Raw genomic sequence first — 13938 nt, 5'->3', positions numbered from 1 at the left:
ACAAAACAGGCCGGGTTCATCGGTAGGTAATGAGCTCCGGCGCCCTCAGCAGCTGCACGTGGGCTTGGCTGTTGAAGGAGGCCAGTACCACGTCACGGCCACGGAATTTCAGGTGGCTGAGTGACGTGTTGATGATCTGCCAGTTCAGGGCGAATGCCTGTGCCGGCGTGATTGCGCAAATCAGGTGGAGCAGGGCGGCAATGGTGCCACCCGAGGTGAACAGGGCGATGTTTTCACCACTGGCAGCGCTGTCGAGCAGCCGCTGCAGGCCGCCACTCACCCGGCCAGTGAAGGCCTGCCAGGTTTCCAGGCTGTCGTCGTGGGCATGCTCGCCCGCGTGCCAGCGCTGTACCATCAAGGCGAACAGGCGCTGGAACTCACTGCGGTTCTGCGCAGCGTTGCGCAGTACGTGCAGCGCTTCGGGCTCATCGGTCAGCAGGCCGGGGAGCAGGGCGCGGATCACCCCGTCGGCATCGAATTCGTTGAAGGCCGGGTCGGTCTCGATGGCAGGGACTTGGCTGCCGCTGGCCTGCAAGGCTTGCAGTGCCAGGCGGGCGGTATCCTGTTGGCGGCGCAGGCTGCCGGCGATGCAACGATCCAGGCGCAGCCCGAGTTGGGCGAGGTGCTCGCCCAGCGCCAGGCTCTGACGCTCGCCAACGGGCGAGAGGACGTCGTAGTCGGCGGCACCGAATGAGGCTTGGCCATGTCGGATCAGGTAGAGGTTGCCCACGAAGTTGTCCGGCCCGGTTGGAGGTTGCAGCGAGGTTAGGATGCCCTGCCAAGGCTGTCAACGAAAAAACATACAAGCGTTTGAAAAGGTCGTTTGAACTGTGTTGCCGGCGTTGTCGACGGCTGGCAGCAGCCCAGGCAGCCCGGTATGCTGCAAGCATTTCGTGCCTGTCTGGCGCTGGTCTATCAAGGAGTCAACGTGGAGTTTCTTGCCGAATACGCAAGCTTTCTCGCCAAAACCGCAACGCTGGTGATCGCCATCCTGATGGTGTTGTCGGCCATCGCCGGTCTGCGCGGCAAGGGGCGGCGCAAGCCGGGTGGGCAATTGCAGGTCACCCGCCTCAACGAGTTCTATAAAGAGCTGCGTGAGCGCCTGGAATCGGGCCTGCTCGACAAAGGCGAGCTCAAGGCGCTGCGCAAGCAGCAGGCGAAGGCCGAGAAGCAACAGAAGAAAAAGCCCGAGCAGAAGCGCCGGGTGTTCGTCCTCGACTTTGATGGCGACATCAAGGCTTCGGCCACCGAAAGCCTGCGCAACGAGATTACTGCGCTGTTGACCCTGGCCACACCCCGTGACGAAGTGGTGCTGCGCCTGGAGAGCGGGGGCGGCCTGGTGCACAGCTACGGCCTGGCGGCTTCACAGCTGGCGCGCATTCGCGAAGCCGGCATTCCCTTGACCATCTGCATCGACAAGGTCGCCGCCAGCGGCGGCTACATGATGGCCTGTATCGGCGAGAAGATCGTCAGCGCGCCGTTCGCCGTGCTCGGTTCGATCGGCGTGGTGGCGCAGCTGCCCAATATCAACCGCTTGCTGAAGAAGCACGATATCGATTTCGAGGTGCTCACGGCAGGCGAATACAAGCGCACCCTGACGGTGTTCGGCGAGAACACCGAAAAGGGCCGGGAGAAATTCCAGGAAGACCTCGACATCACCCATCAGCTGTTCAAGGACTTCGTTGCCCGCTACCGTCCGCAGTTGCACATCGATGAGGTGGCGACCGGCGAAGTCTGGCTGGGCATTGCCGCCCTCAACCGCCAACTGGTCGATGAGCTTGGCACCAGTGACGAGTACCTGAGCCGCAGCGCCCGCGAGGCCAATGTATTCCACCTGCGTTTTGCCGAGCGCAAGAGCTTGCAGGAGCGTATTGGCGTGGCTGCCAGTGGCGCGGTGGAGAACACCCTGGTAGGGCTGTGGAGCAAACTTGGGCGCCTTCGCTAACACCTTGAAGCCCTTGAAGATTTTTTTCTTGAAGGGGGTTGCAAGGTCAATCGATTGCCGACATAATGGCCTCCATCGAAACGCAGCTGAACTTGAAAAAGCCCAGCGGTTTCAAGGAGATAGCGAAAGCTGACTCCGACTTTGAGGCCGAGTAGCAAAGTGGTTATGCTCCGGATTGCAAATCCGTCTACGCCGGTTCGATTCCGACCTCGGCCTCCATATTCGAAAGCCCCGCAGATTAACGTCTGCGGGGTTTTTCTTTGTGGGTCGAAAAAAGGGTGGAGTTCCGAAACTTCAGCCTTTCGAGGGCTCGCTGATTCCCTCCTTCGAATGCCCAAGCAATCGGCTGGCGTGACTGATGTCCTCTATTTCAGAAGCCGCCTCAGGTCGGACATCACGGAACTGGAAATGCCAAGGCTATAGATTTTCTACTGACATGAACAAGGGTTGTTGTCTCTCTGATAGGCAGCGAGCGCTGCTAGTCTCGTTTCACCAACAACCCGTCCACGCCTCACTTAGGAGGATGTATGTCAGTAGAAAAAGTAGCAATCGTCACTGCCGGTGGTAGCGGCATGGGAGCGGCAGCAGCACGCAGGCTGGCTGCCGACGGCTTCAAGGTCGGAATTCTTTCTTCCTCTGGCAAAGGGGAGGCCCTGGCGCAAGAGTTAGGTGGTATCGGCGTAACCGGCAGCAACCAGTCAAACGAAGATCTGCAGCGCCTGGTCGACGCAGTCATTCAGAAATGGGGCCGTATTGATGTGTTGGTCAACAGCGCCGGCCATGGCCCGCGGGCACCGATCCTTGAGATCAGCGACGAAGACTGGCATCAGGGTATGGAGACATACCTGCTGAACGTAATTCGCCCCGCGCGACTGGTGACGCCATACATGCAGCGCCAGAACGGTGGTGCAATTATCAACATTTCTACTGCATGGGTGTTCGAGCCAAGCGAACTCTTCCCTACCTCGGCAGTTTTCCGTGCTGGCCTGGCGTCGTTCAGCAAAATCTTTGCTGACAAGTACGCCGCTGACAACATTCGCATCAATAACGTGCTGCCTGGTTGGATCGACAGTCTCCCTGCTACCGAACAGCGTCGAGAAGGTGTGCCGCTCAAGCGCTATGGCACCAGTGAGGAGATCGCCGCGACTATCGCCTTCCTGGCGAGCGAAGGGGCAGCCTACATTACCGGCCAGAACATCAAGGTCGACGGCGGCGTAACCCGCAGCGTCTAAGCACTTCCGGGCCGCACACAGTACGCGGCCCTTTTTCATGTTGGGCGATTGCCATGCTTGATCTGATATTGGCCAAGGTATGGTCGGACTTATCCATCCCTGTTGGCGGTATTCAAAATCCATTTCGCTTGATGCAACTGGCCACGATCAATGCTGAAGGGCAGCCCAAGGTAAGCACTGTTGTCTTGCGCCATGCGGATGAGTCCACGAGATCGATCATCTTTTATGTGGACAAGCGGTCGGCGAAGTTTGCCGAGATACTTGCCGAGCCTAGAGTCGGTATTACCTCCGTCGACCCGTCTGGCAAGCTTCAGCTTCGGATTGAAGGCCTGGGTGAATCTTTGTCGGATGTTTCGCTCCTCGCCAAGCATTGGGAGCAGGCACGAGGAAGAACTCAAGCGCTCTTTCGCCATGGGTGCATACCGGGCGAGGCAATTTCTTCACCTTCATCAGCCTATGAAGCGCACATGGATGGTTTCGAAAATTTCGCAGTAGTGGTTGTTCACCTAAGAAAAATCGAGTGGCTTGACCTTACCCAGGCTATCCACCAGCGGGCACGCTTTATTGTGCAAGGCAAGCATTGGCAGGCGGGCTGGATCGCTCCCTAAGACAGGATCAATTTTGATGAGCAGAATCGCTATCCACAGTGATCAGGCGCCGAAAGCTATCGGCCCGTATTCGCAAGCAGTCCAAATGGGGGAGTTGGTTTTCCTGACAGGGCAAATCGCGCTTCACCCTGAAAAGATGGAATTGGCTCAGGGGATTGAAGCCCAAACCATTCAGGTGCTCGAGAACCTCCAGGCAGTTGCACAGGCCGCAGGCGGTGGTTTTTCTGACGTAGGAAAACTCACTATTTATCTCACCGAACTTTCGCACTTCGGTGTCGTGAACGAAATAATGAGCCGCTATTTTGAAGCGCCTTACCCGGCACGAGCGACCGTTGGCGTGTCGGCGCTTGCGTTGAATGCTTTGATTGCAATTGACGCCACCTTGGTGATTCTTCGAAAGACTGAATAATCCAAGATTCTCCTCTTTACCATAAAACTCATTAAGCACCGGGTAGAGATCTCGTCATCTGCCCGCGTGGCTCACTCTCGATAGTGGCAGGGCAAATAGATGGCCAAGGCAGCTGATCTCGTTGTGCAATGTTTGGAAAGTGAAGGTGTTGAGTACGTATTCGGCATCCCCGGCGAGGAGAACCTCGACCTGCTCGAGTCCCTGCGCAAATCGAAGATCAAGCTGGTACTGACCCGCCATGAGCAGTCCGCAGGCTTCATGGCTGCCACCTATGGCCGCCTGACCGGCAAGACCGGCGTCAGCCTGTCGACCCTCGGCCCCGGCGCCACCAACCTGGTGACCGCCAGCGCCTACGCCTACCTCGGCGGTATGCCGATGATGATGATCACCGGCCAGAAGCCGATCAAGAAGTCCAAACAGGGCCGCTTCCAGATCATCGAYGTGTGCGGCATGATGGACCCCATCACCAAGTACACCCAYCAGTTCGCCTCGGCCGACAACATCCCGGCCCGCATGCGCGAAGCCTTCCGYCTGGCCGAAGAAGAGAARCCSGGTGCCGTGCACCTGGAACTGCCGGAAGACATCGCCGCCGAGCAGACCGACGCGCTGCCGATCCCGCGTAGCCTGCACCGTCGCCCGCTGGCCGAGCACGTGGCCATCGAAGCYGCCGTCGAGAARCTSAAGAACGCCCGTAACCCGATCCTGGTGATCGGCGCCGGCGCCAACCGCAAGATGACCGCCAAGGTCCTCAAGCAACTGATCGACAAGACCGGCATCCCGTTCATCACCACCCAGATGGGTAAAGGTGTGGTCGACGAGCGTCACCCSCGCTTCCTGGGTAACGCCGCGCTGTCYTCCGGTGATTTCGTGCACCGCGCCGTCGAAGCCGCCGACCTGATCGTCAACATCGGCCACGACGTGATCGAGAAGCCRCCRTTCTTCATGGTSCGTGGCGGYACCGAAGTGATCCACGTGAGCTTCCGCTCCGCCGAAGTCGAYGCCGTKTACTTCCCGCAGGTGGAAGTGATCGGCGACATCGCCAACGCCGTGTGGCAGATCAGCGAAGCCCTGACCGACACCAGCCACTGGGACTTCACCCGCCTGCTGGCCATCCGTGAAGCCAACGAAGCGCAGATCGCCGAAGGCGCCGACGACAACCGCTTCCCGGTCTACCCGCAGCGCATGGTCGCCGACATCCGTCGCGTGCTGCCGTCCGAAGGCATCGTTGCCCTGGACAACGGCATCTACAAGATCTGGTTCGCCCGCAACTACAAGGCGCACAAGCCCAACACCGTGCTGCTCGACAACGCCCTGGCGACCATGGGCGCCGGCCTGCCGTCGGCCATGGCGGCGCACCTGGTGTACCCGGACCGCCCGGTGATCTCGGTGTGCGGCGATGGCGGCTTCATGATGAACAGCCAGGAGCTGGAAACCGCGGTACGTCTGGGCATGCACATCACCGTGGTGATCCTGCGTGACGACGGCTACGGCATGATCCGCTGGAAGCAGGCCAACATGGGCTTCACCGATTTCGGCCTGGACTACGGCAACCCGGACTTCGTCAAATACGCCGAAGCCTACGGTGCCAACGGCCACCGCGTCGAAAGCGCCGAAGGCTTGCTGCCGCTGCTGGAGCACTGCATCAAGACCCCAGGCGTGCACGTGATCGACTGCCCGGTCGACTACAGCGAGAACGACCGCATCCTCAACAGCGAGCTGCGTGAGCGCGCGCTGGCGGTCTAAACCGTAGCACCCTCGTCGCGGGGCAAGCCCGCTCCCACGTTGTCAGGCACGTTGTCGGACACGTGGGAGCGGGCTTGCCCCGCGATCGTTTCATAGCCACTTCTGCCATGTGTTAGGGTTCACCCAATTTCCTTTCCCAGGACACCCCACCCCATGCTCCCCCCGCTCAGCGAAAAAGAACTCGACCGCCTCGAAGACCTGCTGATTACCTACGGCAACGACTATTCGGTCATCAACCTGGCCGAGCTCAACGGCTTGTTCACTGCCCTGGCCAGCTCGCCGATCCAGGTCAACCCAGAAACATGGCTGCCTGCCGTTTCAGGTGGCAAGGTCCCGAAATTCAAGAAGCCCGCCCATGAAGAGGCCTACACCGCGCTGATGCTGCGCTACGCCAGCCAGATCGCGGAAGAACTGGCCGATAACCTTGCCGACTTCGAGCCATTGTTCGAAGAGAGCGAGGATGAAGGAGGGCCGGCGATCATTCTCGAAGAGTGGTGCTTCGGCTATATGCGCGGCACGCAAGTCGCCGAATGGAGCGCGCTGCCGCCAGAGCAGGACCGTCTGCTCAAGGCCATCTCGCTGCACGGCCTGGAAGACAACTTCGAGTTGCTCGACTCGATGAGCTTCGATGAACTGCAGGCCTGTGTGCCGCAGGTAGTGGAGGCGGCGCGCGGCTTGTACCAGTATCAGAAACAGCAGCGGCATTAAGACCCCGAACGCAGGGCTGATTATTTCGCCTGCCGAAATACTGGATTGCTCTCGGCACCGATTCTGCTGCCAACCGATCCAGTGCAGCATGTTCTCCAGCAGCGCCACTCCCGGCGCTGATCCGGAGCCAAGCACATGCCAACCCCGATCAAACTCTACAACTTCCCCAAATCCGGCCATGCCCACCGCATCGAGCTGATGTTGTCGCTGCTGAACCTGCCCACCGAACTGGTGTTCGTCGACCTCGCCAAGGGCGCGCACAAGCAACCTGATTTCCTCGCCCTCAACCCGTTCGGCCAGGTGCCGGTGATCGACGACAACGGCACCGTGATCGCCGACTCCAACGCGATTCTGGTGTACCTGGCCAAGGCCTACGGCGGTGAACGCTGGCTGCCCCAGGACCCAGTCGGTGCCGCCCGCGTACAGCGCTGGCTGTCGGTGGCCGCCGGTCCCCTGGCCTTCGGCCCTGCTGCCGCGCGTCTGGTGACCGTGTTCGGCGCCTCGTTCAACACCGACGAGGTCATCGGCCGCGCCCACACCCTGCTCAAGGTCATCGATGCCGAACTGGCCCAGCGCCCGTTCCTGGTGGGCAGCGAGGCGACCATCGCCGATATCGCCAACTACTCCTACATCGCCCACGCGCCAGAGGGCAATGTGTCGCTGGAACCCTACCCGAATGTGCGCGCCTGGCTTGCCCGCATCGAAGCGCTGCCAGGGTTCGTGCCGATGCCACGTACGGTGATCGGCCTGCAGACCACGCTGTAACCCTTGAGGAATGCTGCCATGCGCTCTCCCTGGCACGAAGGTGAAAAACGACTGCAAGAGCAAGTCGGCGTTGCCGAGCGCATGGAGGCGTTCGGGCAGAAAGTCATCCGCGACCATATGCCTGACCAGCATCGCGTGTTCTACCACCAGCTGCCGTTCATCGTGGCCGGTGCCGTGGATGCGCAGGGCAAACCCTGGGCAACCCTGCTCGAAGGCCCGGAAGGCTTCGTCAGCTCGCCTGATCCGAAGCAGCTGCTGATCGACACCGAGCTGGCCAGCGATGATCCCGCCACGCCTGGCCTGGCCCAGGGGGGCGCCATCGGCCTGCTGGGGATCGAGCTGCATACCCGCCGGCGCAATCGCCTCAACGGCCTGGCCCGCCGCGTCGCAGCGGGGCCGCTGGAGGTGGCGGTCGAGCAATCGTTCGGCAACTGCCCGCAGTACATTCAGTTGCGCGAATACACCCGTGTCGATGAGCCCTCGCAGGGTCGTCAGGATGCAAGGGTACTCGATGCTAAAACCCGGGCGATGATGGAAGGCGCCGACACCTTCTTCGTCGCCAGTTACGTCGAACATGACGATGGCCGGCGCTCGGTGGACGTGTCCCATCGCGGCGGCCGCCCAGGTTTCGTCAAGGTCGAAGGCAACCGGCTGACCATTCCCGACTACGCCGGCAACCTGCATTTCAATACCCTCGGCAACCTGCTGGTGAACCCGGTGGCCGGCCTGCTGTTCGTCGATTTCGCTACCGGCGACGTGTTGCAGCTGTCCGGCCGCACCGAGGTGATGCTCGACAGCCCGCTGATCGCTGCATTCGAAGGCGCCGAGCGGCTCTGGGCGCTGGACGTCGAGCAGGTGGTGCTGCGCCCGGCAGCGGTGTCGCTGCGCTGGGCCTTCCAGGAATACGCCCCGACCAGCCTGGCGACCGGCACCTGGGTCGAGGCCGAGCAGCGCCTGCAACAGCGTGAGCGGCAGCGCCAGTGGCTGGCCTGGCGGGTGGCGCGTATCGAACAGGAAAGCCGCGACATCCGCTCGTTCTACCTACAGCCCGATGGCGGCAAGCCCGTGCCCTTCGCCCCAGGGCAGCACATCCCCGTGCGCCTGCAACTCGACGGCGAGGCTCCGCTGGTGCGCACCTACAGCCTTTCCAGCTCTCCTTCCGACGGTTACCTGCGCATCAGCGTCAAGGCGCAAGGCCCGGCATCGCGGCACTTGCATGAGCGCTTGAAGGTCGGTGACGTGCTGGATGTGCGCCTGCCCATGGGCAATTTCACCCTCGATCAACAGAGCCAGCGGCCCTTGGTGCTGATTGGTGCCGGGGTCGGCATCACACCGCTGATGGCCATGCTCCGTGAGCAACTCAAAACCGGGCAGGGCAGGCGTATCCACCTGTTCCACGGCGGGCGCAGCCTGGCAGAGCTGCCGTTCCGGCAGGAGCTCGCCGTACTCAAGCAGCAGGCCGGTGACCTGCTGGCTATCCACCGCGCCCTGAGCCAGCCCGAAGCCCATGCCGTGCCTGGCCGCGATTTCGAGTTCGCCGGCCGTCTGGGCATCGCCCAGATCAAGGCCACCCTGGCGCTGGACGACTACGACTTCTACCTGTGCGGTCCGGCCAGTTTCACCCAGGACCTGTACGAAGGCCTGCGTGCGGTGCATGTGCCCGACGCACGCATCCACGCCGAGGCGTTCGGCCCCTCGACCCTGCGCCGCCACACCGACGACCGGCAACCCGTGCTGCAACAGCCCCCGGCCGCCACCCAGCCAGTGCCGGTGTACTTCGCCAGTTCCGCCAAGGAAGCCCGCTGGGCGCCCGACAGCGGCACGCTGCTGGAGCTGGCAGAACGCCGTGGCCTGTCGCCGGATTTCAGTTGCCGGGGCGGCTCCTGCGGTACCTGCAAAACCCGCGTGATCAGTGGTCAGGTGCATTATCCCAACCCACCTGCCGAGCTGCCTGACAGCGGCAGTGTGCTGATCTGCTGCGCGGTGCCGGCCCAGCCGGAGGACGGTGCGCAGCCGTTGGTATTGGAGCTGTGAGGTTGGCCCTATCGGCCCTATCGCCGGCAAGCCGGCTCCCACAGGGATGGCGTATAACTTGGAGTCATGCGGTCTGTGTGGGAGCCGGCTTGCCGGCGATGGGGCCGGTGAAGCCAGCACAAAACCCCGCTATAACGGATAATCCCCCGCACCCCCGAGGCCCAGGAGCCCGCATGGACCAGATCCACCTGATGAAGGTGTTCGTCGCCGTCGGCGAACTGGAAAGCTTCGCCGCCGCTGCCCGCCGCCTGGCGATATCGCCGGCGGCAGTGACCCGTGCCGTCACGGCCCTGGAAGAACAACTCGGGGTCAAGCTGCTGCTGCGCACCACCCGCAGCGTGCGCCTGACCGAAGCCGGCGGGCGCTACCTGGAAGACACCCGGCATATCCTCGCCAGCATCATCGAAGCCAACGAAGCGGCCGCCGGCATCAACGCCGCGCCCAAGGGCGACCTGGCCGTGACCGCGCCGATCCTGTTCGGCAAGAAGTTCGTCATGCCCTGCATCGTCCGCTACCTGCAGCAGTACCCTGAGGTGGACGTATCGGCCTACTTCCTCGACCGGGTGGTGAACCTGGTCGAGGAGGGCATGGATGTGGCGGTAAGGATCGGCCAGCTACCCGACTCCGGCCTCAAGGCCCTGCGCGTGGGCAGCATGCGCAGGCTGCTGTGTGCTTCGCCGGAGTATCTCGAACAACACGGCACCCCACGCCATCCGAGCGAGCTGCAAGGCCACGCGATCATCGCCGCCGGCGTTCTTTCGCCACGCACCGACTGGCGCTTCGGCGCCATCGACGACCCGACCCTGATCCGCATGAAGCCCCGCCTGACCGTGACCAGCAACGACGCGGCCATCGCCGCCGCCAGTGCCGGGCTGGGTATCGCCCGGCTGCTGTCCTACCAGGTGGCCGACGAGCTGGCGGCCGGGCGGCTGCAGGTGATCCTTGCCGAGTACGAAGAAGCGCCCTGGCCGATCCATGTGCTGCACCGTGAGAGCAAGTACGGCTCGACCAAGGTACGCACCTTCATCGACATGCTGGCCGAGCACCTGCGTGCCCAGCACCATCTAAGCTGATCTTCGCGACATCGTACAACTAGGTGATTTCCCCATCCAGGCTTCCCACGCAAGGCATATGAAAGCCCCGATATAGCTCAGTCAGAGGTCAATACGTCTACGCGATCGCTTAAAATTGTTGTACGACGACCTATGACATGGCACTCTCTCGCCTGAAACAATTTGTCTCAAGTCGCCCGTGCGACCGCGGGCAATCACCAGCAACTCTAAAAATAATTCAGGTGACCCATGAGCATTAAAGGCATCCGTTGGTGGATGGTCAGCCTTGTCACGGCTGGACTGGTCGTCAACTACCTCGCCCGCAATACCCTCTCGGTGGCTGCCCCCACCTTGATGTCCGACCTCTCCATCAGTACCGAGCAATACGCCAAGATCGTCGCCACCTGGCAGGTCTGCTACGCCCTGATGCAACCCATCGCCGGCTGGGTCATCGACTTCATTGGTACCAAGCTGGGCTTTGCGGTGTTCGCCCTGGCCTGGTCGCTGGCCTGTGCCGGGGCGGCGCTGGCCAGCGGCTGGCAGAGTCTGGCGTTCATGCGCGGGTTGCTGGGGATGACCGAAGCGGCCGGCCTGCCTGCCGGCGTCAAGGCCACCACCGAATGGTTCCCGGCCAAAGAGCGTTCGGTGGCCATCGGCTGGTTCAACATCGGTTCGTCATTGGGCGCGTTGCTGGCGCCGCCGCTGGTGGTCTGGGCCATCCTGCACAGCGGCTGGCAACTGGCGTTCGTCATCGTCGGTGCCTCGGGGATCGTCTGGACCCTGCTGTGGATGCTGCTGTACAAGCACCCCAAGGATCAGAAGCGCCTGAGTGCAGCGGAGCGCGACTACATCCTGTCCGGCCAGGAAGCCCACTTCAAGCAAGAGGCGCGGGTCAAGGGCGCCTGGAAGCGCATCTTCAAAGAGCGCAACTTCTACGCCATCGCCTCGGCGCGGATCCTCTCCGAGCCGGCCTGGCAGACCTTCAACGCCTGGATCCCGCTGTACCTGATGACCGAGCGACACATGAACATCAAGGAAGTGGCGATGTTCGCCTGGCTGCCGTTCCTGGCCGCGGATATCGGCTGTGTGCTGGGCGGATACCTCAGCCCGCTGTTCCACCGCTACTGCAAGGTGTCGCTGTTCACCTCGCGCAAGATGGTCCTGGTGTTCGGCGCCAGCTGCATGATCGGCCCCGCCTGCATCGGCCTGGTGGAAAGCCCGTACACGGCGATCCTGCTGCTGTGCATCGGCGGTTTTGCCCACCAGACATTGTCCGGCGCGTTGTACTCGATCACTTCCGACTCCTTCAGCAAGGACCAGGTGGCGACTGCCACCGGCATGGGCGGCATGTTCGGCTACCTGGGGGCGGCGGTGTTCACCCTGGTGTTCGGCATCCTGGTCACGCAGATCGGCTACAGCCCGCTGTTCGTGGTGCTGGCGGCGTTCGACATCATTGCTGCGCTAGTGGTGTGGAACCTGGCGCGCGAGTTGCGCAGTGAACCCCGTGAGGCGGTACTGACAGAGGCGAAGGTGGCGCTCGGCTCGGGCCGTTGATCCCGTTGCGTTGTACCAAAGGGGCTGCTTGCAGCCCCTTTGGCGTTTTCAGTCGGTGCCAAGTGCCTGGTACTGCAGGCTGAAACCCAGGTGCAGCCGTTCATGCTGGCGCAGCAGCCGCAAGCCCGGCCGATCGGGCAAATGATGGGCGTTGATCGGGTGGCTGACCGGCTCGAAGCAGAAGAACCCCTGCCCCTGGGGGCAGTACAGCAGGTAGTGATCGGCACCCCTGGCATGGCAATCGAGGCGATAACCCGCCGTCGGCTGGATAATGCTGCAGGCGCCTTGCCAACCGCTGAAGGCATGATCGACCACCTCGCTGGGCAATGCCTGCGGCGTGTCGAAACACCATTGCGGCGGGATCGTGGCCTGGCGCGAGGGCAACTGCCCCTCATCACCCACCCACACCTGCTGCGCGGGCGCCAGCAAGCGGGTGTCGGCGAAGCGCGGAAAGTACGGGTGAAAGCCCAGCCCATGCCAGGTCGGCCGTGGGTCGAGGTGGGTCACTTCAAGCTCAAGGGTCAGGCAGCCTTCATCCAGGCGCACGTCCAGGGTCGCGTGGTAAGCAAAGGGCACCTGGCTGTCCAGGCTCAGGCGGGCATGGCCGTCATCCACGTTGTCGACCTGCCAGGGCTGGTGCCAGGCACTGCCATGGATAGGGTAGGGGTCATGGTCGGTATTGGGCGCCAGCGCCAGCCAGCCGTCAGGGCACTGGAAACCGCCCTCAGCGATGCGGTTCGACCAGGGCGCCAGCAGGTAGCAGCCCAGGCGCCGTGGCGATCCGCTGGCCAGGGCGGCGGCATCACTGTGGCGCAGCAGCGCCTGGCCGCTGGCCTTGACCTGCCAGTTGACCAGGCTGGCGCCCAGGGTAGGCGCCAGGCTCAGGCGGGTCAGACGGTCTTGCAGGTGCAGTTCAGGCACAGGCATCTAAGCGCTCCAAGGTTGCAGGCAGCTTCAGCCCGCCTTGCGATAGGTCAACAGGACGATCCCGCACACCACCACGGCGGCGCCGAGCAGTTGCAAGGTATTGAGTAGCTGGCCGAGCAGGGCCCAGCCCAGCAGTAGGGTGGCGATCGGCTCGATGTTCATCACCGGGGCGTTCTGCGCCATGTTCAGCCGCGGCATGCACACGAACAGCAGGGTGAAGGCCGTGCCGTACAGCACCACCAGGCTGGCCAGGGCCAACCAGCCGCCACTGCTGCCCGGCAGCGCCAGCCCGGCCGGCATCAGGCCACCGGCGCCGGCCAGCAGCATGCTGGCGAACACGATCAGCAGGGTCAGCATGCTGCGCACCGGGCCGCGTACCCCGGCCAGCTTGTGGTCGGTGATCCACAAGGCGCAGGCGAATACGCAGGCAGCGCAGAACGCCAGGCTCACCCCCAGGGTCCAGTCCGGGGTGGCCTCGGCGCTGCCGTTCAAGCGTGAGGGCACGTCCAGCGCCAGCACCAGACCGAACAGGATCAAGCCCATCAGCACGGCGGTGCGCCGGGTTGGCCGCGGCCCGCCGAGGGCCCAGGTCAACAGCGCCAGCAGGATCGGGAAGGTGTTGCCCACCAGCAGCGCCAAGGCCACCGGAATGCGGGCCACGGCCGAGTACAGGCACAGGCTCTGGGTGGCGATCAGCAGGCCCAGCAGCAATTGCCAGCGCCACGCGCCGGCAGGCAGCCCCAGCGGCTGGCGTTGCCACAGCAGCAGGCCACCCAGGGCCAGCAGGGTCAGGCCCGAGCGGCAGAGGATGGCCAGCAATACGCCGGTGTCGTTGTCGAAAGCGATGCGCGCGGCAATGTGGTTGCCGGCGAAGCAACAGGCCAGCAGCGCCAGCAGCGCTACCGCCAGTTTGCGGGGGAAGAGGTGAGGCGTAGCGAAGGCGACAGCCATGATGCAGGGT

Annotated in this window: 13 protein-coding genes and 1 tRNA gene; 11 read left to right on the top strand and 3 right to left on the bottom strand. The window is 62.8% G+C overall.

The annotated features are described in order from the left end of the window. Positions 1 to 16: 16 nt before the first annotated feature. Positions 17 to 730, bottom strand: a complete 714-nt coding sequence (locus RTH46_RS12815; protein ID WP_279846758.1) for a histidine phosphatase family protein — start codon at positions 728 to 730, stop codon at positions 17 to 19. 198 nt (positions 731 to 928) lie between these two features. On the opposite strand from RTH46_RS12815, the gene sohB reads away from it, so the two are divergent. The 11 genes from sohB (at position 929) to RTH46_RS12760 (ending at position 12050) form a co-directional block, all read left to right on the top strand. Further along, positions 929 to 1945: a protease SohB gene (sohB, locus tag RTH46_RS12810; RefSeq protein ID WP_153787153.1), complete on the top strand. Its 1017-nt coding sequence runs from the start codon at positions 929 to 931 to the stop codon at positions 1943 to 1945. Positions 1946 to 2090: 145 nt separating this feature from the next. Further along, positions 2091 to 2164 (top strand) — tRNA-Cys (locus tag RTH46_RS12805). Between the two features lie 308 nt (positions 2165 to 2472). Continuing rightward, positions 2473 to 3177 carry an SDR family oxidoreductase gene (locus RTH46_RS12800; RefSeq protein ID WP_153787149.1) on the top strand — a complete coding sequence of 235 codons (705 nt, stop codon included), beginning with the start codon at positions 2473 to 2475 and terminating at the stop codon, positions 3175 to 3177. A 53-nt stretch (positions 3178 to 3230) separates the two neighbouring features. Then, positions 3231 to 3785, top strand: coding sequence for a pyridoxamine 5'-phosphate oxidase family protein (locus RTH46_RS12795; protein ID WP_153787150.1), 555 nt, complete (start codon positions 3231 to 3233; stop codon positions 3783 to 3785). A 16-nt stretch (positions 3786 to 3801) separates the two neighbouring features. Further along, positions 3802 to 4194: a Rid family detoxifying hydrolase gene (locus RTH46_RS12790; RefSeq protein WP_153787151.1), complete on the top strand. Its 393-nt coding sequence runs from the start codon at positions 3802 to 3804 to the stop codon at positions 4192 to 4194. Positions 4195 to 4293: 99 nt separating this feature from the next. Then, complete coding sequence (locus RTH46_RS12785; RefSeq protein WP_316905834.1) at positions 4294 to 5937, top strand: acetolactate synthase large subunit; 1644 nt, start codon at positions 4294 to 4296, stop codon at positions 5935 to 5937. Between the two features lie 153 nt (positions 5938 to 6090). Further along, complete coding sequence (locus RTH46_RS12780; RefSeq protein WP_125462934.1) at positions 6091 to 6645, top strand: UPF0149 family protein; 555 nt, start codon at positions 6091 to 6093, stop codon at positions 6643 to 6645. Positions 6646 to 6780: 135 nt separating this feature from the next. Next, on the top strand, positions 6781 to 7410 hold the full coding sequence (locus RTH46_RS12775; RefSeq protein ID WP_279847740.1) for a glutathione S-transferase family protein: 630 nt from the start codon (positions 6781 to 6783) through the stop codon (positions 7408 to 7410). A gap of 18 nt (positions 7411 to 7428) precedes the next feature. Continuing rightward, on the top strand, positions 7429 to 9444 hold the full coding sequence (locus tag RTH46_RS12770) for a pyridoxamine 5'-phosphate oxidase family protein (protein ID WP_316905833.1): 2016 nt from the start codon (positions 7429 to 7431) through the stop codon (positions 9442 to 9444). 173 nt (positions 9445 to 9617) lie between these two features. Then, entirely contained in the window at positions 9618 to 10517 is a 900-nt protein-coding gene (locus RTH46_RS12765; RefSeq protein WP_316905832.1) for a LysR family transcriptional regulator, read from the top strand. A gap of 228 nt (positions 10518 to 10745) precedes the next feature. Then, entirely contained in the window at positions 10746 to 12050 is a 1305-nt protein-coding gene (locus RTH46_RS12760; RefSeq protein WP_316905831.1) for an MFS transporter, read from the top strand. 48 nt (positions 12051 to 12098) lie between these two features. On the opposite strand, the gene RTH46_RS12755 is transcribed toward RTH46_RS12760, so the two are convergent. After that, complete coding sequence (locus RTH46_RS12755; RefSeq protein WP_316905830.1) at positions 12099 to 12977, bottom strand: aldose 1-epimerase; 879 nt, start codon at positions 12975 to 12977, stop codon at positions 12099 to 12101. 27 nt (positions 12978 to 13004) lie between these two features. Further along, positions 13005 to 13928: an EamA family transporter gene (locus tag RTH46_RS12750; protein ID WP_279847745.1), complete on the bottom strand. Its 924-nt coding sequence runs from the start codon at positions 13926 to 13928 to the stop codon at positions 13005 to 13007. Between the last annotated feature and the right edge of the window lie 10 nt (positions 13929 to 13938).

Source organism: Pseudomonas sp. zfem004 (assembly GCF_032621715.1).
In the GTDB taxonomy this organism is placed as follows: domain Bacteria; phylum Pseudomonadota; class Gammaproteobacteria; order Pseudomonadales; family Pseudomonadaceae; genus Aquipseudomonas; species Aquipseudomonas sichuanensis.
This window is presented reverse-complemented; position numbering and strand designations above follow the sequence as displayed.